Below are 21,257 nucleotides of genomic sequence, written 5' to 3' on the forward strand. Positions count from 1 at the left end.
TTAAGGTACGACAAGTGCCTGATTTCTCTACTTTAGCTTGGTCTAATTTACTGGGAGGAGGTCAGGAGGAGGTCACAGTGGGTGGAAATCTGTCTCGGATTCCAGGGACTTATTACTCACCACGCCTAAGCGGCTATGTAAGTAGGACGTGTCTATCGAAGTAGCTCGCACTTGCCGCTCCACCATTTCTAGCAGAAGCACATTCTCTTTTGTTGGGTCGAGGTGAAACTTTTTGCCCTCATAATACCATCGAGTAAAACGGTAGTTATTTGCATGGTGCAAGAGCGAGTCATTGGGCATAAAATCCCAGAAATAGCTATCGCAGATACTGTATAAATGTACGTCACTTACTGTCCGCTTCCGACGGATATAGCTGCTACATTCCACGCATCAAGATTAATTCTTTAGAACACACTATTTATCTTCAGCCGGGGGCTGGTAGAACTTGGGGGGAGGTTCCTGCCCACCAGGACCAGCCCAAATAGCTTTTTGATGAAAATAAAGCGCATAATCCCGATTGATTGCATGAGTACTATCAGTCGTGATATCGTAGTAAAGCAAGGTTTGGGGGCGAGCTGCTTTCGACAAGGCCGCTATTTGGAGGCGCTGAGCTGGTATAGTCCGCAGCAGGCGGTAACGGGCGCGGAGGGTCGCATCGTAGCGAGCGGCACTGCCGCTTACCCAGTCGTGATAAGCTAGCACGGCGTTGTTGCTGGCTCGACCTATATCACGGTGAGCTACACGCAAGTTGTGGTCAGTAGCCAGGTTGAGGAAGAGCCCAGCCCACAGCAGGATAGTAATAGGTCGCGACCATTCGGGGTGCACGCTAAGACGTTGCAGCCACGTGGCTTTGCGGGCTACCAGCAGGCCAGTCAGTACTGTCGCAAACCATCCTAATAAGAAAAGCAAGTACATACTAGCTCGAGCGCGAGGCGGCATCAGTCCGCCCGTAGCCCAGTAGCTAGGCAGGGCTGCAAGGGGTAATAAAGCTAGTAGAAAGCTCCCTGCCAACAGTAGATGGGCTGGCTGCTGATTAGCTAGCCGACGCAGCGCTGGTGGCAGCACTGCCACTACACGAACCAGAGCCGGAAGAGCCAATAGGGTACTGAATAGTAGTACACCACTACTTACCCAGTTCAGCAATAGATATCCTGAACTGGCTATAGAACCAGCCACCATCCAGGACAAGGATACGGGCACGTCAATTATGGCAGCCCGGGCCATATTGCCGGGCGCAAACAATGACACTGCCAGCGCGACGCTAAACCACAGCCCCATCCCTGTTAGCGCCACGCGCCGAGGACCACGCCGCCACCATTCCCACAGGCCCAGAGCGGCTACCGCCGCTAGAAGCGGTAAGGCAATTATTTCATTCGACCATAGTAAACACGTTCCCAGTAATAGGTTTAGGAACAACCAGCGACTACGATATCCAGCCTCGGCTTGCCAGTAGCTTACCAATGTAGCCAGCCAAAAAACCAGTACTACTGTGGGCAACGTGTATACAGCTAGCCCATTGAACCAATAGACCGATTCAGATACGCTGGGATTTTGAAGTAGCCACAGAGCCAACAAGACAGTAGCCGTCAGCCCACGAGTAGCGCTGGACCATACAGCACCCAGCAAGGCACCGAGCAAGGTATATAGGCTAACGAGTAATAGTCCTAATGTAAGGAGTGGTACTAACCAATAGATATCGAGTAAGCCCCGCGCCAACGGACTGACTTCGGTGAGAATTACAGAGGTAAATAAACGGCCCGTGAGATGCAGGTATAAGTCACGTTGGGTTATCCAAAAGCCTAAGTCACGCCGTTGCACAGCGTCGGAGTAGTCATCAGCTCCCGGATGACTATAGAAGCTCAACACTACGAAGGGAAGCACTGTCAGGAAGACCAGCAGCACGGCCAGTCGTTTTTGGTTGCGCATGATGTGGTGGAGGCAACAATGCAAAACTTGTTATATATGCTTTTAATTAATCATATGTTTTCCGCACCACGTACAGTGGCCGCTGGCGAGCGGCGTCCAATCCCCGCCATACATATTCGCCGATGACACCAAGTGCAATCATCTGGAAAGCAGAGACGAAGAGAAGTACTACCATGAGAGTAGTCCAGCCGGCAGGCTCGTCTGGCCGCGCAATTTTGAGGGCAATCACATAAAGACCATACATTAGGGCAATAGCACCAAGGCTAAGGCCCAATGCCGAAATAGCCCGAATAGGCACGAAGGAAAAAGCCAGGAGCGAATCGACTAGCAGCTTGATTTTTTTGGAAAGCGTCCAGCGCGACTTGCCAATCTGGCGCTTGCGGCGGGTATACGGAATACTAACATAGGCAAATCCCAGCCATATCATGAGGTAAAAGACATTAGAATTACGCTCATGGAGCTTCAGGACTTCGAGTGCTACCTGACGATCGAAGAAAACGAAGTCAAAGCCGCCATCAGGAATATTACGGAGGGCGAGGTTCTTCATCAGCCAGTGGAAAAACCGGGCCATGACCTCGGAAAAGCCTGTTTCCTCACGGTCCTGGCGGTTTCCGATGACCAATTTAAAGCCCTGCTGCCAATGGCTATACATTTGCGCCATCAATGCAGGAGGGTCCTGCAGGTCGGCAGTGATGACAGCCAAACAGTCGCCAGTGGCATGGGCCATTCCGGCCACGATGGCATTATAGGAACCCACATTGCCGGCTAAATCGACGATACGAATACGGCCAGGGTAGAGCACTTGCGCCCGTCGCAGAGCCCCCAAGGTATCGTCTCCTGAGCCGTCGTTTACAAATACGTATTCAAAAGTGACTTCGGATGGAAATCCAGCCTCATTCGCCACCAACTCCCGGGTTGTCACTGGGATGTTGTCTTCGTTGTAATAGCAGGGAACGATGACGGAGAGCTTGGGCATTGAAAATACTGCTGATTTTATATGGCTGGTTTCCGGTTCACAAGCTTATAAGGACTTACTTACTAAGTATCTGTAGCTCAAAGCTACGGATACCCGCAGCTACAATGGCCACATGCTCCTCCGTCATACCGGGCCACATGGGCAAGCTAAGGCAAGTGGCGGCGAGTTTCTCTGCGATGGGAAACTTACCCGCCGGCAGGTCGAGGTTGGCGTACGCCTTCTGGAGGTGAGGTGGCACGGGGTAGTGAATCATCGTACCAATGCCTTGACCCATCAGGTGTTGCTGAAGAGCATCACGGTGGGCTGTATGCACCACATAAAGATGATACACATGGGTGGCGCCCTCGGCTATTGCTGGCAGACGTAGTGCCTCAATGTCGGCCAGATGCTGATTATACCAGGTAGCTACTTGCTGGCGCTGACGTGTCCAATCAGGCAGCTGTTGTAGTTTTATGCGTAACAAAGCAGCCTGTAGCTCATCGAGACGAGAATTATAGCCTGTTACTTCATTGTAATACTTCTGCTGGGAGCCATAGTTGCGCAGTACCTGTACTCTCCGGGCTAGTTCGGCATCGTTGGTGGTTACGGCTCCAGCATCGCCGAGGGCGCCCAGATTTTTGCCCGGGTAAAAGCTAGTACCATTTACGTGGCCGAAACTACCGGTCAGCCTCCCGGCAAATGCCGCACCCTGCGCCTGAGCATTATCTTCTACCACGTACAAGCTATGCTGAGCAGCTAAGGCCATGATTTCCGTCATGCGACAGGCTTGACCGTAGAGATGCACTGGCATAATGACCCGGCTACGTGGTGTAATAGCCTTGGCAACAAGAGTAGGGTCGAGGTTGCTAGTAGAAGGTTCAGGCTCAACTGGCACAGGCATGGCGCCTACATGCGTCACCGCTAACCAGGTAGCAATATATGTATTAGAAGGAACAATCACCTCATCACCCGGGCCTATTCCTAATACCTGCAAAGCCAGCACCAGCGCATCGAGACCGTTAGCTACGCCCACGGTATTGCTCACCTGATTGAAAGCCGAGAATTCCTGCTCAAACTGCCTCACTTCCTCACCCAGTACATACCAATAGGAATCATAAACGCGGATAAAAGCCGCGGTCATGGTATCGCGTAAGGGTGCATGCTGAGGTTCGAAAGCAAGAAAAGGAACATTCATCCGGAAAAGATAAGAATAAAGCTAGCGGCTACCACATGCCAATACATGGCTAGTGGCCCCAAGCCGGAAACCTAACTTTTCGCAGGTCCGAAATACGGCGTGGTTGGTGGCTTGGGTAGTCATCAGAACTGCTTCGTGGTGCAGGGCTTGGGCCCGGTGGAGGGTTTCGGCCACCAACTTTGTGTGCCACCCGCGATTGGTGCGCCCCACGGCAGTGAGTAACACCCGCGAAAGCCGAGTGCCGAGAGCCGACGCGTCTTTTTCGAGGTCACTGATAGCTAGAAAAGAATCAATGGGCAAATCGTCAGCATTGGGTACCAATACGGTATCAGCCAATTTGTTGACTATTGTGTTCTCAGCATAGCGGGCTAAATAGGCATCTGCTTGAGCCTCTGTGAACCAGGCATCTGAATGGACTCGGTCGTAAGGATTACGGGCAGCCGCGGCGATGCGACCGATATGAGCGACTTCTTCGATTTGCGCCGCCCGCACGGGGTAGCGAGGGTAATCGAATGCTGGAAGTTGGTCGTGGTAGTACGTCAGCCGGGTTTCGACCAATTGCCAGCCTGCAGCGGTTAGGCCTTGCAGGAGTTGTACATCTTCCGCCGGCACGATGCTAGAGACGTAGAACGACCCGTTACGGGCCACTAAGTACTCGCGCAAGGCTAGAGCGGCTTGGCTCAACTTAGCGGTTGTGACTTGGGGGCCGAAAAGCCCAGTGAATAGGCGGAACGTAGGAGTACCGAAATAGTCAGAATCCCATGGTAAGTGGCTCAGCAGCCACCTTACCTCTGTTCCGTCCACCGTGGGGGAATAAATCTCCGTACCCGATTCTTGGCCCCATCGCCCGGCGACACCTGTACCAAATAATTGCTGCTGAAGTTCTTCAGGAAATTGGCGCAGGAAATAATAGGGAGAATAGTAGGCCAGCTTAGCCGCCCGGTTCGCCACCAATTGATCTAAGCTGGCGACACCCATCTTTGACGGAAAACTTCGTAATCCCGGATGTAATCATCTTCAGCGTAGGGCTCCGATGCCAAAACCAACTGTACTGCCGCGTGTGAGTACTGCATGGTATGCCACACACTGGGTGGCACATACAACCCTACAAAAGGGTCTTCTAAGCGAAAAATATTTATATCACCATTGGCGAGCTCCGTAGTGACGATAATACGGCCAGCCACGGCAATAAGTACTTGCTCGGTGCGGTGGTGGGCGTGACGGCCCCGTACGATACTTTCTGGGGTATAGTAAGTCCAAAAGAACCGCTGCACAGTAAACGGCAGCGGTTCTTTTGCACTTTCACCCACAGAAATATAGCCGATACCCGGTTCTCCTAACTTTGGAAATTGAATAAGATGGGGCGCCGGATATGCAGCCATAGATGTCTATTTCACGTGCTCCTTGAAATACTCAAGTGTACGACGCAGTCCTTCGGCGCGGTCTACTTTAGGCTCCCAGCCGAGGATTTCCTTGGCCTTGCTGATATCCGGCCGGCGCTTCATGGGGTCATTCTCGGGCAACGCCTGGTAGGTGGGCTTGAACTCAACGCCAGTGAGACGAGCAATTTCTTCGCCGAATTCCTTGATGGTTATTTCCGACGGGTTTCCGATGTTCACTGGCAAGTGGTAATCACTGAGCAACAAGCGGTAAATACCTTCTACCAAGTCATCTACGTAACAGAACGAGCGGGTTTGCGAGCCGTCGCCGAACACGGTTAGGTTCTCACCGCGCAGGGCCTGCGACAAGAAAGCTGGCAGCACGCGGCCGTCGTCGAGGCGCATGCGGGGACCGTAGGTATTGAAAATGCGGATAATGCGCGTTTCCAGCCCATGGTGGTTATGGTAGGCCATGGTGATGGCTTCTTGGAAGCGCTTGGCTTCGTCGTAGCAGCCACGGGGCCCAACGGGGTTCACGTTGCCGAAGTACTCTTCCACCTGAGGGTGAATTTCGGGGTCGCCATATACCTCTGAAGTACTGGCAATCAGCACCCGGGCACCTTTCACCCGCGCCAGACCAAGCAGGTTGTGAGTACCCAGGGAGCCCACTTTCAGCGTTTGAATCGGTATTTTGAGGTAGTCGATGGGTGAGGCAGGCGAGGCGAAATGCAAGATGTAATCGAGCTTGCCTGGCACGAACACAAACTTGCTCACATCGGCTTGATGAAACTCGAAATCGGGCCGCCCAAACAGGTGCTCGATGTTTTGGAGCGAACCCGTAATTAGGTTGTCCATGGCGACGACGTGGTAGCCTTCAGCCAGAAACCGGTCGCAAAGGTGGGAGCCCAGAAAACCAGCTCCGCCGGTTATTAGTACGCGTTTTTTCTCTTCGGACATAAGTAAATGTTGAACTTCAGGCTGCTTTGGCCGCAGCCTGAAGTTCTTTATAAAGCTTTCGCCTTTGTTTTAGGATACTACGGGCTCTCTGTGCTCTGTTTTCACGCCAATGCAATGGTAGGCAAACCCTAGCTCTTTCAGTTCATTGGCTTCGTAGATATTGCGACCATCAAAAATGACCTTCTGCTTCATCAGACGCGCAATGACGTCGAAATTTGGTGAGCGGAAATCGGGCCATTCCGTTACTACCAGTAGCGCATCGGCGTCTATCAAAGCGGCAAACTCGTCTTTGGCATACGTCACGGTATCTTCGAGAGAGTGACGCGCTTCGGGCATAGCTACAGGGTCGTACACGGTTACGGTGCAGCCAGCGGCAAGCAGCTTCTCGATGATTACCAGTGACGGAGCTTCACGCATGTCGTCAGTTTTAGGCTTGAAAGAGAGGCCCCATATCGCCATTTTCAGGCCCTTCAGCTCGCCGCCGAAGTGGCGGCTTACTTTGTCGAACAGCACCGATTTCTGCTCCTCATTCACGCTTTCTACGGCTCGTAGCACCTGCATGTCGTAGCCGTTTTCTTGGGCTGTTTTAATCAGAGCCTTTACGTCTTTAGGGAAGCAGGAGCCACCGTAGCCGATGCCAGGGTAGATAAACTTGGTGCCGATACGGGCATCGGAACCGATGCCTTGTCGCACCTTGTTCACGTCGGCTCCCATGATTTCGCACAGGTTAGCGACGTCATTCATGAAGCTGATTTTCGTGGCCAGCATGGAGTTGGCTGCATATTTCGTCATCTCAGCGGAAGGAATATCCATGAAGATGATGGGGTGACCGTTGAGCAGGAAGGGCTTGTAAAGCCGACGCATCACTTCTTCGGCTCGCTCGGAGGCTACGCCCACCACAATGCGGTCGGGCTTGAGGAAGTCGTCGATAGCAGCACCTTCTTTCAGGAACTCCGGGTTAGAAGCCACGTCAAACTCGATGTCGGCGCCGCGCTTGGCCAGGGCCTGTTCGATTTCGGCGCGCACTTTGGCGGCCGTACCTACAGGTACGGTACTTTTAGTAACGATAACACCATAGCTGTTCATATTTTCGCCGATGCCGCGCGCTACGGCCAGCACGTATTTCAAATCGGCCGAGCCATCCTCGCCGGGGGGAGTGCCTACGGCGATAAACGCCACGTCGCAATCCTTAATAGCATCGGCTAGGTTCGTGGAAAAGTGCAATCGCCCTTTCTCGACGTTGCGGCTCACCATCTCTTCCAAGCCAGGCTCGTAGATGGGTAAAATGCCTTTGTGTAGGTTGTCAATCTTTTTCTGGTCGATGTCAATGCAGGTCACGTCGATGCCTACTTCGGCAAAACAAGTTCCTGTTACTAGACCGACGTAGCCGGTACCCACTACTGCTATTTTCATGTGGAGAGTTTACTTAAGGTTGATTCGGACTGAGCAAAGGTAGTTCTGTTACTAGTATTCGCTATTATTTCATATACTGTTTCCACCACGTCTGGAACACAATGAGGCCCCAGATGCGGGCATGCACGTCGCCAGGACTGCGCGAAAATAGCTGAGATTTGAGTGTGCGAATAGCATCCACGTCAAAAATGCCCTGACTTTCGATAAATTCATCGCGCAGCAAATCGTCTTCAATCAAGGAGCGGAGCTCCCCGCGCATCCACTTCAGCAGCGGTACTTCGAAGCCGTGCTTGGGCCGGTCGTAGAGTTCGGCGGGCAGTTCAGCGCGGAAGGCATCCTGCACGATGCGCTTTTTCATGCTCGCATCGACCTTGCTGCTCACTGGCAACGAAAAAGCAAAATTGACGACTTTGTAGTCCAGAAATGGGGTGCGTACCTCCAACGAGTTCGCCATGCTCATCAGGTCGACTTTCGTGAGCATGTCGTAGGGCAGCACCAGCTTCATATCCGTAAGCAGCACCTCGTTGAGGTCGCCGTCGGCGTGTAAATGCTCCAGGATGTCTTTGCGACGCTTGGCAGCAGCTTTCTTGCCCACTTTGCGACGGCTGTCGGGGCTGAGTAGGCTGCGGGCTTCCTCGGCCGAGGCAAAGGATGCCCAGTCCCAATATCGGTCTTTAACGCCGGCTGTCATGCCGCGCGAAAAGCGTTGCAGCTGCCGCACACGGTTACCAATGAAGCTGTTGCGCGATTTGGGCAGCATGTCCCACAAAAAGCCCAAACCCGTTACGGCTTCGGCCTTGAAGCCACCCTGTCGTACCTTAAACTCGCCCATGTGCTTGTTGTAGCCACCGAACATTTCGTCGGCGCCATCGCCGCTCAGAGCTACGGTTACTTTTTGGCGGGTGCGCTGGCTAAGGATGTACACGGCCAGGGCCGAAGAGTCAGCAAATGGCTCATCCAGGTACGAGAGCATGTCGTGGATGTGCTTGTAGAGGTCATCGTTGGTCAGGGAGAAAACCGTGTGGTTGGTCTTGTGGCGGTTGGCTACAAGATTGGCGTACTTGGTTTCATCGAAGAAGGGCTCGTCCTTGAAGCCGATGCTGAACGTGTTGAGGTGGGGCGTGTGCCGGGCAGCGAGGGCCGTAATCACGCTGGAGTCGATGCCACCACTCAGAAAAGCCCCCAACGGTACATCGGCCACGAGGCGGCGCTGCACGGCGCCATCCATCAACTCAACCAGTTTGCGCTGCTGCTGCTCGTAGCTGAGCTTGTTTTTAGCAACTTTCTTGGCGTCGTAAGGAATCTTGTACCAAGCTTTCCCCACCACTTTACCATTCTTGATGTAGAGGTAGTGGCCGGGCAGCAGCTTTTTCACTCCCTTGAAAATGCTGGCGGGACCGGGGATGTAGTTCAGTTGCAAATACTGGCTCAGGGCCACGTAGTCGAGCTTGCGCGGCACGCCCAGTGCCATCATCGACTTCATTTCTGAAGCAAAAAACAGCTGGTTCTCATCACGGTAAATGAGCAGGGGTTTCACGCCGAATCGGTCGCGGGCAATGAAAAGAGAGTTCTCCTCTTTGTCGAAAATGGCGAGGCCAAAAAAGCCGTTCAGTTTTTTAATAAAGCTCCTGCCTTCGGCAATGTAGAGCTGAAGAATTACCTCAGTATCAGTCTGCGAATGAAACTCGCAGCCGCGGCGGATGAGCTTTTCGCGCAGCTCGCGGAAGTTGAATATTTCGCCGTTGAAAACGATGGTGTACCGGCCGGCCGCGTCGGTCATCGGCTGGTTGCCATCGGCCGAAAGGTCGAGAATGGCTAACCGTCGAAAGCCCAGTCCGCACTGGTCGTATACGAAGTGGCCCTCCGAGTCGGGGCCACGGCGAATGATGGCATCAGTGGCAGCTTGCAGGTTCGGCAGCGACTGACGGCCCGTTTCCGTGAAGGCAAATATTCCAGTTATTCCGCACATAGTAGCTCGTAAAAGTACGACCTCGTAACCTAAAGGTCCGCCTCAAGGTATTGTTAGGAGCGCAAATGGCTGCGAACTTCATTGAGATTGCCGCCTTTACGAATTTTGGCCAGCCTCGGCCAACATCTCCTCGCAGCGCTATTAGCACTTTGTTTATCAGCGCTTTTCCTCATTGCCTCACCTTGCTTCTTTCCCAATCCATGAACATCGACGAACAATTTCAAGCTGCTGCCCAGCAAGTAAACAACTTACCCGACAGCGTTGCGGCCGCACACATGACCGAACTTTACGGCTTATTTAAGCAAGCTACCGAGGGCGACGTGAATATGAAAACTGATGAAGTAGACCCCACGGCCGCCGACCAAGCCAACGGCCCCGCCGGCCTCTCGCAAGCTCAATGGGAATCATGGAATCAGTTCAAAGGCCTCCCTGAAGAAGAAGCCAAGCGGCGCTATGTGGCCCGCGCTGCCGAAATTACGAGCGGAGGCGCAGACGGTGCCCCCACTAATACGGTACCAACTGAGGCAGCTACCAACGCCCCAAGCGGAGGTCCCGACGATGAAACGGATAATACTACGCTAGCCCGTCAGCCCAACCAAGGCCCCGGCCAGACTACTGCCGGCGGCCTGCAAGGCGACATCACTTTCGGAGCACCTTATGGCGGAGAAGATATGCTCAAAGGGCAGCAATCGAAATAAGCAACATCTTAACTCTGTAAATCAGCACAGCGCTTTTTGCACCATTAAAGTCGGCTTCATCAAAGGCCGACTTTAATTTTTTATTATTTTCCTCTTGATAGCAGCCAACGATAAAGGCTTCTAAGCGGATAGTACGGCCGCTGATTGCGCAGTATCATTGCCATAACGGAGTTGTTGCTCCGCTCCTACTGCCTGCTTCAGCCTCTATGGACCGTCGTCTTTTTTTGAATCATGGCACCCGTGCCGCTCTTACCGCGGCGCTGCTGCCAGTGGTAGCCTGCCAATCGACCACCGATAAGCCGTCGGCGGAGGTTGCGGCTGGCGGCGCCTCCGCACCCGCGAGTACGTCTGATGAGGCATTTGCCTTGCACGAAGCCACCGTGGCAGACTTACAAGACCGTATGGCCAAGGGCACAGAAACCGCTCGCAGTCTGTGCGAGAAATATCTGGCTCGCATCAAGGCCCTGAATGAGCAAGGCCCCATGCTCCGAGCAGTTATTGAGACTAATCCCGATACCCTTACCATTGCCGATAGCCTTGACAAAGAGCGGAAGGGTGGTAAGGTGCGCGGCCCACTGCACGGCATTCCGGTGCTCATTAAAGACAACATCGACAGCGGCGACCAGATGATGACTACGGCGGGCGCACTGGCCTTGGTCGGGCATAAGGCTAAACAGGACGCTTTCATTGTGCAAAAGCTGCGGGCCGCCGGCGCCGTGCTGCTGGGCAAAACCAATTTGAGCGAGTGGGCCAACTTCCGCTCCTCGCAGTCAGTGAGCGGTTGGAGCAGCCGCGGCCGCCAAACCCGCAATCCTTATGCCCTCGACCGCTCGCCCAGCGGTTCCAGCTCGGGTTCGGGCGTGGCAGTTTCGGCTAATTTGTGCGCCGTCGCCATCGGTACCGAAACGGACGGTTCGGTGGTGTCGCCCTCCTCGTGCAATGGCTTGGTCGGCCTCAAACCCACCGTTGGTTTGCTCAGCCGCAGCGGCATCATTCCCATTTCCAGTACGCAGGATACGGCCGGGCCCATGGCTCGCACCGTTAGCGATGCGGCCGTTCTGCTCAGCGCTTTGGTGGGTCCCGACCCAGCGGACCCCGCCAAACTTCCCAGCCCCGCTCCTCTTCCGGCCGACTATACTACTTTCCTCAAGGCCGATTCCCTAACCGGCCAGCGTCTCGGCGTGGAAAAAGCGCACCTGAATGGTCCACCAGCTGTCGCGGCACTGCTGAAGGAGGCGGTTGCGGCACTCAAGGCGAAAGGTGCTACTGTTGTGGAAGTAGAGTTGGTGAAGCAAACAAACCTACTTGGGGATGCGGAATTCGATGTGTTGCTGTACGAATTCAAAGAAGGTGTGAATAAGTACTTGGCCGGCGCGGGGGCCGCCGTGCGTAGTCTAACCGAGGTCATTGCATTCAATAATACCCATGCAGCTGAGGCCATGCCATTCTTCAAACAGGAAACGCTGATTGCTGCCGAAAAAACCGAGGGCCTGAATAACACCAAGTACCAGGCCGCCGTGCAGAAAACCGTAACAGCATCGCGCAATGCCATAGATGGCCTACTGCGCGATAATCAACTCACGGCAATCATCGGCGTGACGACTGGGCCAGCTTGGTGCATCGACTGGGTGAATGGAGACTACTCAACCGGAGTCGATTTTTCGTCGCCTGCAGCCATGGCAGGCTACCCGCACCTCACTGTACCCATGGGCCAGGTGCATGGGTTGCCGGTGGGCTTGTCCTTCATTGGGCCCGCTTACCACGAAGGCCAATTGCTGGCGCTGGGGTACGCTTACGAGCAAGCCACGCACAAGCGAGCAGCGCCCCATATGCGGTCCACAGTAGCGGAGTGACGCCTTAATCTTGCAGGCAGAAGTAGTAGCGTGTGCTTTCAATCCAGGGCCAAGTGCTTCCAACGATAATAATGGCTCCTGTATGCCGGGGCTGCGATAATACCTTTAGAGTACGACAAATAATTCCGACCTCAGGGCGTTGAAACTCCTTAGCGGATAAACTGAACAGGCCGCATAAACTATATTTGCTGCTAATGCGGAGGGTGACAACGAAGATATTACCGGTTCTACTGGCTTTGCTCTCGCTGGCTAGCTGTAGCCGTAAGCTCAATTATCGCGATGGCCGGTACCGTTCCGCCCGCGAAATGGTGCGCCTCAAGCGAGGCGGCAGCCGCGTCAGTGGCCGCCCGATGGGAAAAACCAAAGTAGTGGGCACGACTGCCAGTGGATCCAAAACCAAAGTAGTTGTTAAAAGGCCTGTCCGCACGGGCAGCGCTACGGGTACTCTGGCTTCGGTGATAGAGGCTGCCCGCTCCTACCAAGGCACTCCCTACCTCTTCGGCGGTACTACCCGCGTGGGCCTCGACTGCTCAGGATTACTCCAACTATCATTTGGAGAAGCCGGCGTCAATATTCCCCGCTCATCCAACGAGCAGGCCGTGTGGGGTGACCCAGTGAGGACAACCGACCTGCAACCCGGCGATTTGGTCTTTTTTGGGGCCTCACCTGGCAGCCGCACCATCACTCACGTAGGCCTAGTAACAGTGGCAGACGACGAAGGAGTGGACTTCATTCACGCTTCTACGTCGCTCGGGGTAGTCGAAAACAGCTTAGAGTCTGATTATTATCTTAGTCGTTTTATTCGGGCCGTGCGACCCAAACTGTGAAATCAGCCCACTACTTTTATAGTGTAAACCGTATTGGGTCGGGTTTAACAAATATTAAAATTACCGTAATGCGCCCCACTATTAGCTAGCTGTACCTTTGTCCCGCTTTTATCAAGCTCATTGTTTTCACCAAATTTTTTGTATGAATAATTTAAGTTTACGCCACTTTTTGTTCTTGGTGTTGATGCTCTTCTCTGCACATTTGGGTTGGAGCCAAGGCGTCACTACGGCCGCTATGAGCGGCCTCATTACCGATAACAAAGGGGAGGGCCTGCCCGGCGCGACGGTTATTGCCATTCACACGCCGACCAATACGCCGTACGTGGCCCCCACCAATTCGAACGGCCGCTTCAACATCCCAAATATGCGCGTGGGCGGCCCCTACACCGTCCGCATCACCTTCGTTGGCTACAAGGATTTTGTGCGCGAAGGCGTGAACCTAACCTTGGGCCAGAACCTGCGCTTCGACCAAAAGCTCAGCGATGCCGCCACCGAGCTGACCGAAGTGACCGTGAGCGGCCGCCAGGACCCGGTGCTGAACGCCGGCCGCGCCGGGGCCGCTACCACCGTTCAGCGCGAGCAAATTGAGCGTCTGCCTACCATTTCTCGTAGCTTTCAGGACTTTACACGCCTTACGCCACAAGCCAATGGCAACTCACTTTCGGGCCGCAACGGCCGTTTCAACAACATTCAGATTGATGGTGCTTCCAACAATGATTTGTTCGGCCTTGGTGGCACGGGCGCCCCTGGCGGACAGGCGGGCACTAACCCCATTTCGCTCGACGCCATTCAGGAGTTTCAAGTGGTACTGTCGCCCTACGACGTGCGCCAGGGCCGTTTCAGTGGTGGCGGCATCAACGCTGTGACCCGCTCCGGCACCAACGAATTCTCAGGCTCGGCCTTTGCTTTCGGCCGCAACCAAAGCACGGCTGGCAAAAGCCCCACGCCCGACCCAGTAACTGGCCAGCGCACCAAACTGGCTGAGTTCTACGACTACCAGACCGGCTTCCGTCTGGGTGGCCCGGTTATCAAAGACAAACTATTCTTCTTTGTGAACGGCGAAATTACGCGCCGCAGCGCGCCACTGCTGTTCCGTCCTGCCAACGTGGTGAACGGCACCAACGAAGTCGGTTCTGACATCGTAAGCTTTGTGAACAACACCGAGTTGCAGCAGATTTCTGACAAGCTGAAAGAATATGGCTACGATGCTGGTGCGTTTGGGGAAATAAATGCCCTAACCAAAAGCAACAAAGCCTTCGCTCGGCTGGACTGGAACATCAGCCCCAACCACCAGCTCACGCTCCGCCACAACTTTGTAGATGCTTCCGATGACAACATCACCCGGAGCCAGACCAACTTCCGCTTCGGCAACAACGGCTACCAATTCCTGAGCAAGAACAACTCGACCGTGCTGGAACTGAAGAGCCGCTTTGGCAACCAGTTTGCTAACAATTTGCTCATTGGCTATTCCACCATTCGCGACAGCCGCACCACCCTGGGGGCGTTGTTCCCATCCATCACCATCACGGCGGGCAATGGCACCATCAACGCTGGTTCGGAATTTAGCTCGGTGGCGAACCGGCTGGACCAGGACATTCTCGAAATCAACGACAACTTCAACATCTTCGCGGGCAAGCACGTCATCACCGTTGGTACCAACAACGAGATTTTCCGCTTCGACAACCTGTTCGTGCAGAGCACCGAAGGCCGCTACGACTTTCCCAGCATTCCCGCTTTCCTAGCCAACACTACCACAGGCAACGGCTTCCGCTACCGTCAGAACTTCCCTCTTCCTGGTGGCAAACCCACGGCCAAGTTTGGTGCGGCGCAGTTCGGCGTTTTCGTGCAGGACGAATATAGCATCCGCGAAAACTTCCGCCTCACCGGCGGCATCCGCCTGGACTTGCCCGCCTACTTTGACACGCCTTCGACCAACCCCAAGGTTGAATCGACTTTTGCAGAGGCTACACCCGGTGCTGCCGGTGGCCCGGCCTACGACGTGAAAACCCAACGTTTGCCCAAGAGCCGGCTGCAAGTGTCGCCGCGCATCGGCTTCAACTGGGACGTACGCAAAGACCAGACCTTCCAGGCGCGGGGCGGCGTGGGCATCTTCACCGGACGCCCAGCCTACGTGTGGATTTCTAACCAGTACGCCAATACCGGTGTTGACTTCGCCACGTTTGACTCCAACAACAATACGGCCCCGGCGGGTGGCTACGGCCTGAACAACAACTATACCGTGCTGCGCGATGCCATCCGGGCCACTCCGCTCGCGGCCGCCAAAGGCAGCCTTGCAGTTACGGACAACGACTTCCGCAACCCTCAACTGTTGCGCACGAACCTAGCTTTCGACTATCAGTTGCCGTATGGCATTGTGGCTACGGTGGAAGGCATTTACTCCAAGACCTTGAACGACGTTCTGCCTGTAGACATCAACTTGGCGCCTTCCAATGGCACGCTGCAAGGCGACGGCCGGCCCGTATACCCTACCGGCCCCGCGCGCTTCCGCAACAGCGATGCCTTCAACAACGTGATTTTGCTGACCAACACGAGCAAAGGCTACCAGTACAGCATCACGGGTGAATTGAAGAAGCAGCTGACCAACGGTTTCTTCGCCTCAACGGCTTACACCTACGGCCAGTCGCGTGACTTGTACTCGGGCACCAGCTCGACGCCGGTGTCTACCTGGGAATTCAACCCCCATGTAGCAGGCCCGAACAACCTGGAACTTTCCTATTCCAATTTCGACCTGCGTCATCGCATCATTGGTTCGCTTTCGTACCGGAAAGAGTACGCCAATAATTTTGCTACCACCTTCTCGGTCTTCTACAATGGCCAGTCAGGTACGCCCTTTTCCTACACCTACTTCGGTGGAGACATCAACAACGACGGCGGCCAATTTACCAGCAACTCGAACGACCTGATTTACATCCCCCGCACCCGTGAGGAAATCGTGCTGGTAACGGCCGGCACTACCGACCGTCGCACTCCCGACCAAATCTGGAACGAGTTGAACACGTTCATCGAAAACGACAGCTACCTCAAAGAACACCGCGGCGAATATGCTGCCCGCAACGGCGCCCGTACTCCCTGGCAGCACCGCATCGATGTGCGCCTGCTGCAAGACATCTACACGAAGATTGGCAGCAAAACCCACACCATTCAGCTTTCAGTCGACGTCATCAACTTTGGCAACCTTCTGAGCAATAACTGGGGCCGCGACTACTTTGTGCAGAACACGAACTATGGCCTATTGCGTTACCAAGGTCTTGAGGGCGGCAACACGGGCCGTCCCACCTTCAGCTACGGCACCGGCACTTCGACCACGCCCACCGAGGGCTACCAGATTAGCCAGTTGGCCTCGCGCTGGCAGGCACAGTTTGGCGTTCGTTACTTGTTTTAATCAGTCAGCAGGTTTAGTTTAAAGCATCTTTTTATGAAATTTTCTTTTGTTTCGCTTTTCACCAAACTAACGCTGGTTGCTTCGGCAAGCTGTGCGCTGGTTAGCTGCGATGAGCCCGAATATTCTGAAGCAAAGCCCATCACAACGGCCTCAACCGCTCAAGGTCGCTACCAGATTGTGAACGCTGCTCCGGGAGCTGGTAATGCCCAGTTGCTGAGCATTGATAACGTGGCACTGCCAACTGCGCCCGCGCCAATTCCTTATCTGGGAACCGCCGCTTACACTAACATTTCGGCTGGCCAGCGTCTGTTGCTTTTCTCAACAGCCACCAACCTGAACAGCCAGCAAATACCTTCGCGCAGCGCTTTCAACACGGGCAGCAGCAGTACCATTTTCCTCACCGACATTCCGACCCGTGCTTCTACGAGCACCGACCAGGGCGGGGTGCGTACAGTGGTATTGCCGGACAACTTGGCAGCCCCAACCAATGCAGCCAACGCGAAGGTGCGCTTTATCAACCTTTCTCCTAGTCTCACTGCCTCGGGCGCGAACGGCTTTGGGTTATTTAACGTCAGCAACAGTACGTTTTTGTTTGCCCCCACCGGACGCGGCTACCGCGCTACGAGCTACACACCTGCCTCCGTTCCAGGCGCGCCTGCTCCTGTCACTACCAACTTTGCGAACTTTACCGAAGTAGTTCCCGGTACCTACACCTTAGAAGTTCGGGCTACTGTAACGGCAACCCCAAACGTAGCAGCTCAGCCTATTACGTTTGCAACCGGTAAAATCTACACCCTGTACACACGTGGTGTGGCCAGCTCTACCGCCACTCCATTGGGTATTTCGATGGTAACCCACAATTAGTAGACTCGAAGTCAACATCATTGAAACGGCTGGGGAAATTCTCCAGCCGTTTTTTTGTGTTTACAAATAGAGCCAAGTTATAACGATTATGACCAGTAATGTCAACTCCGCTTGGATATAACCAGATTAGTAGCCTGCTATTAAATGAGCTAATTAAATACGAATTAATTTAAAATGACTTTATTGACTACAGAGAAATCGACGAATAATTCTTGTTCCTATCCAACAGTAAAGTTGAGGTAACATAGGTCCGGTCGCCTTACCGTTACCTTTGTCTTGAGTTTGGCTTAAGCTCGTTATTTCCCATCAACCTTTTTTGTATGAATAATTTACCTATACGCCACTTTTTGCTGTTGGCGTTGATGCTCTTCACCGCCCATCTAGGCTGGAGCCAAGGTGCCACCACGGCGGCCATGAGTGGGGTTATAACCGACAAAGTAGGTACCGGGCTGCCGGGTGCTACTGTGATTGCCATTCATACGCCAACGAATACGCAGTATGCTGCGCCGACCAACTCCGATGGTCGTTTCAACATCCAGAACATGCGCGTGGGCGGTCCTTACAGTGTTAAGGTGACTTTCGTAGGCTATCAGGATATTAACCGGAGCGACATTTACCTGACCTTGGGCCAGAACCTGCGCTTCGACCAGAAGCTCAGCGACGCGGCCACTGAGTTGGGCGAGGTAACCGTGAGCGGCCGCCGCGACCCGGTTATCAATGCGGGCCGTACGGGTGCGGCCACCGCGGTACAGCGCGAGCAAATTGAGCGCCTGCCTTCGCTAAGCCGTTCCTTCGCCGACTTCACCCGTCTTACTCCGCAGGCTAGCGGCACTGGCAACAATAGCTTTGCTGGCCGTAACGGTAACTTCAACAACATTACCATTGATGGCGCCATTTTCAATAACTCCTTCGGTTTGAGCGGCACTGTGGGCGGACAAGCTAACGCGCAGCCTATCTCCCTAGATGCTCTGCAGGAAATTCAGGTCAACTTGGCGCCCTATGATGTGCGCCAAGGCTCGTTCACAGGTGCTGGTATTAACGCAGTCACCCGCTCCGGCACGAACGACATCTCAGCTTCCCTCTACGGTTTCCGTCGTTCCAGCAGCCTAGTAGGCAGTAAGGTGCGGGACCTCGACCAGGATTTTCCTAACTTTTCGCTCTATCAAGTCGGCGCCCGGGTAGGTGGTCCTATCCTTAAGGATAAGCTGTTCTACTTCGTGAGCGTGGAAGGCGAGCGCCGAAACGACCCGCCCGGCACCTACGTGGCCAACCGACCCGGCCTGCCCATCCCTAGCCCGAACAGCACCACTTCGGCGGCCAGCGCTGCTGACCTCGATGCACTTTCGAACTTTCTGAAAAGCAATTACGGCTACAACCCTGGCGCCTATGAAGGCTATAAGCTGGACCAGAACTCGGACAAGATCACGGCAAAGATTGACTGGAATATCAGTTCCAAGAATACATTTTCTATCAAGTATAACTACCTTAAGTCGTACCGCGATGTAGTGCCTTCTAGTTCTGGGGCGCCTACCGTAACAGGTGGTCGAGGTCAGTCGACCAACACGCTGCCTTTTCAGTCGGCTTATTACCGTATTAACAACAACCTGAACTCGATTATCGGCGAGTTGAATTCCACCATTAACGGTGGAATATCTAACCAGTTCCAGGCAGGCTACACGGCTCAGCGAGACTTCCGCACCTCGCTTGGGGGAACTCAGTTCCCCTTTGTTGACATTTTGTACAATAATAGTGGCCCTGGTGCTACTGGAAACGCATTCACCTCATTTGGCTATGAGCTATTCACGCCGATAAATGTATTGAATTCTGACATTTATCAGTTGTCGGATAATATCAGCAAGACCGTGGGCAACCACGTGCTTACGCTAGGTACTTACAACGAATATTACAAATTTGCTAACGGCTTTGCGCCGGACCTCTACGGCCGGTACCGCTTCAACTCCCTGACCGATTTCTACAATTCGGCAGGTTTCAACTATGACCCCGGCACGCAGGCTATCACACCGCGTCCGGGCGGCGCCCTGGCCACGGCCACCAACAATTACACTGTGCGTTACCCGCTTAATGTGGACAATGGTAATCCTAGCTTGAGCTTCCCTCTGGCCGAAACCAAGGCCGCTCAGCTTGGCTTTTATGGCCAAGATGAATGGAATGCCAAGCCCAACTTAAAGGTGACAACTGGTTTGCGTATCGATGTGCCAATTATTCTCAGCGACTTGCAGCGGAATAACGACGCGGCTAGCATTAGCTTCCGTGGCGGCTACCAGATTCTGACAGATCAAGTCCAAAAGACTTCCGTGATGTTCTCACCTCGCGTCGGCTTCAACTGGGACGTGAACGACGACCGCAAAACCCAGTTGCGGGGCGGTACCGGCATTTTCACCGGTCGAGTGCCCTTTGTTTGGATTTCGAACCAAGCCAGCAACAACGGCCTGTTAGGCGGCGTCTATAGTGTAAACGCTACGTTGGCTAATGGCAACCCCAACCCGCTAGCTCAGCCATTCAATCCTACACCTGGCTACTTGAACCCGAATGCCAATATCGATCAAACGAAACTGCCTGCAACTTATAACTTAGCTGTTACGGAACGCGGCTTTCAATTTCCGCAAGTATGGCGCACCAACTTGGGTATGGACCAGCGCTTGCCCGGCGACGTAGTTCTTACGCTTGATGCTATCTACACGAAAGACATCAACGCCGTATACTTCGACAACGTGAACTTGCCGGACCCTTCGGCCCGCGCCGGCGGAGCAGACAACCGGCCTATCTATCGTCTGCCTAATGCGTTGAACACCCGGGCGTTTCAGGTTAGCCCTAAGATTGTGAGCTCGGATGGGGCCATTGTGATGCGTAATACTAATAAGGGTTACTCCTACACTCTCACGGCTCAGCTGCAGAAATCGTTCAGCAATGGCCTAGCTGCCAGCCTGGGTTATACCTATGCTGACTCGCGCGACGTAGGCATCGGTGGTTCCACCCCGTTCTCCCTGTGGTCGGGCCGTCCTATCTCAAGCGACCCCAATGCCAACGAGCTGGGCTATTCGGACTTTCTGCGCCAGCATCGTGTAATAGCCTCTCTCTCCTACCGCAAAGAATACATCGGTCACCTAGCGACTACCCTCTCGGGTTTCCTTGATGCGGGCCCGAACGGACGGTATTCCTACGTATATAACGGCGATATGAATGGCGACGGTGTGGGCATCAACGACCTGATGTACATTCCGCGTGACAGGAGCGAGATTCTGCTTGTGCCAATTACATTGTTCAGCGGCACTCCCCAACAAACCATTTACTCAGCTGACCAGCAATGGGTAGATTTGGATAATTACATCAAACAGGACCCATACCTGAGCAAGCATCGGGGTGAGACTGCCGAGCGTAATGGCGCTGTAGCACCTTGGATTGCGCTGATTGACGTCCGTCTGCTGCAAGATGTATTTACGAACATTGGCAAAAACCGCAATACACTGCAATTTAGCCTCGACGTTTTCAACATTGGCAACCTAATTAATTCAAACTGGGGGGTTAGCCAGACCCAACAGCGGGCTTCGCTACTCACTTTGGACAACCCGAGTGGCACCAACAACACCACGAACTACGACCAAGCCACTGGCCGCCCACGCCTCAATTTTACTCCTATCGTTAACACGCGCACAGTGTTTCCGGATGGTACGACTACCACTAGTGTACAACCTCTTACTACCACGAACCGCTATGTTACGACGGAGGGCTCGCGCTACCGTATCCAGTTGGGCCTGCGTTATACCTTCAACTAAGGGTGGTCACCTTCACTTCGTAAT

The 21,257-nt window shown here is 53.9% G+C and carries 14 protein-coding genes; 6 read left to right on the forward strand and 8 right to left on the reverse strand.

The genetic code is table 11. The features are described 5' to 3' along the window. Positions 1-414: 414 nt before the first annotated feature. From WX88_RS22470 to asnB, 8 genes are all read right to left on the reverse strand, one after another. Positions 415-1,926, reverse strand: a complete 1,512-nt coding sequence (locus tag WX88_RS22470; protein ID WP_046246679.1) for a DUF6056 family protein — start codon at positions 1,924-1,926, stop codon at positions 415-417. Between the two features lie 46 nt (positions 1,927-1,972). Next, positions 1,973-2,902 carry a glycosyltransferase family 2 protein gene (locus WX88_RS22475; RefSeq protein WP_046246680.1) on the reverse strand — a complete coding sequence of 310 codons (930 nt, stop codon included), beginning with the start codon at positions 2,900-2,902 and terminating at the stop codon, positions 1,973-1,975. Between the two features lie 55 nt (positions 2,903-2,957). Further along, positions 2,958-4,022, reverse strand: coding sequence for a DegT/DnrJ/EryC1/StrS family aminotransferase (locus WX88_RS22480; RefSeq protein ID WP_231590771.1), 1,065 nt, complete (start codon positions 4,020-4,022; stop codon positions 2,958-2,960). Between the two features lie 75 nt (positions 4,023-4,097). Then, positions 4,098-5,054, reverse strand: coding sequence for a hypothetical protein (locus tag WX88_RS22485; RefSeq protein ID WP_046246682.1), 957 nt, complete (start codon positions 5,052-5,054; stop codon positions 4,098-4,100). Next, positions 5,036-5,458, reverse strand: a complete 423-nt coding sequence (locus WX88_RS22490) for a sugar 3,4-ketoisomerase (protein WP_052732996.1) — start codon at positions 5,456-5,458, stop codon at positions 5,036-5,038. Before WX88_RS22490 ends, WX88_RS22485 begins: the two co-directional genes overlap by 19 nt. Positions 5,459-5,464: 6 nt before the next feature. Continuing rightward, positions 5,465-6,412 carry a UDP-glucuronic acid decarboxylase family protein gene (locus WX88_RS22495; protein ID WP_046246683.1) on the reverse strand — a complete coding sequence of 316 codons (948 nt, stop codon included), beginning with the start codon at positions 6,410-6,412 and terminating at the stop codon, positions 5,465-5,467. Between the two features lie 69 nt (positions 6,413-6,481). Then, positions 6,482-7,825 carry a UDP-glucose dehydrogenase family protein gene (locus WX88_RS22500; RefSeq protein ID WP_046246684.1) on the reverse strand — a complete coding sequence of 448 codons (1,344 nt, stop codon included), beginning with the start codon at positions 7,823-7,825 and terminating at the stop codon, positions 6,482-6,484. A gap of 64 nt (positions 7,826-7,889) precedes the next feature. After that, positions 7,890-9,794 carry an asparagine synthase (glutamine-hydrolyzing) gene (asnB, locus tag WX88_RS22505; protein WP_046246685.1) on the reverse strand — a complete coding sequence of 635 codons (1,905 nt, stop codon included), beginning with the start codon at positions 9,792-9,794 and terminating at the stop codon, positions 7,890-7,892. A gap of 200 nt (positions 9,795-9,994) precedes the next feature. Between asnB and WX88_RS22510 the strand changes: the two genes are divergently transcribed. The 6 genes from WX88_RS22510 (at position 9,995) to WX88_RS22535 (ending at position 21,233) form a co-directional block, all read left to right on the forward strand. Next, entirely contained in the window at positions 9,995-10,492 is a 498-nt protein-coding gene (locus WX88_RS22510; RefSeq protein ID WP_046246686.1) for an acyl-CoA-binding protein, read from the forward strand. A 206-nt stretch (positions 10,493-10,698) separates the two neighbouring features. Continuing rightward, positions 10,699-12,345, forward strand: coding sequence for an amidase (locus WX88_RS22515; protein WP_046246687.1), 1,647 nt, complete (start codon positions 10,699-10,701; stop codon positions 12,343-12,345). A gap of 236 nt (positions 12,346-12,581) precedes the next feature. Continuing rightward, complete coding sequence (locus WX88_RS22520) at positions 12,582-13,172, forward strand: C40 family peptidase (RefSeq protein ID WP_231590772.1); 591 nt, start codon at positions 12,582-12,584, stop codon at positions 13,170-13,172. Positions 13,173-13,356: 184 nt separating this feature from the next. Next, positions 13,357-16,575, forward strand: a complete 3,219-nt coding sequence (locus WX88_RS22525; protein ID WP_197076902.1) for a TonB-dependent receptor — start codon at positions 13,357-13,359, stop codon at positions 16,573-16,575. 33 nt (positions 16,576-16,608) lie between these two features. Beyond that, positions 16,609-17,439, forward strand: coding sequence for a DUF4397 domain-containing protein (locus WX88_RS22530; protein ID WP_046246689.1), 831 nt, complete (start codon positions 16,609-16,611; stop codon positions 17,437-17,439). A gap of 320 nt (positions 17,440-17,759) precedes the next feature. Continuing rightward, positions 17,760-21,233, forward strand: coding sequence for a TonB-dependent receptor (locus WX88_RS22535; protein WP_052732997.1), 3,474 nt, complete (start codon positions 17,760-17,762; stop codon positions 21,231-21,233). Positions 21,234-21,257: the final 24 nt, after the last annotated feature.

Source organism: Hymenobacter terrenus (assembly GCF_000972495.1).
Taxonomy (GTDB): Bacteria; Bacteroidota; Bacteroidia; order Cytophagales; family Hymenobacteraceae; genus Hymenobacter; species Hymenobacter terrenus.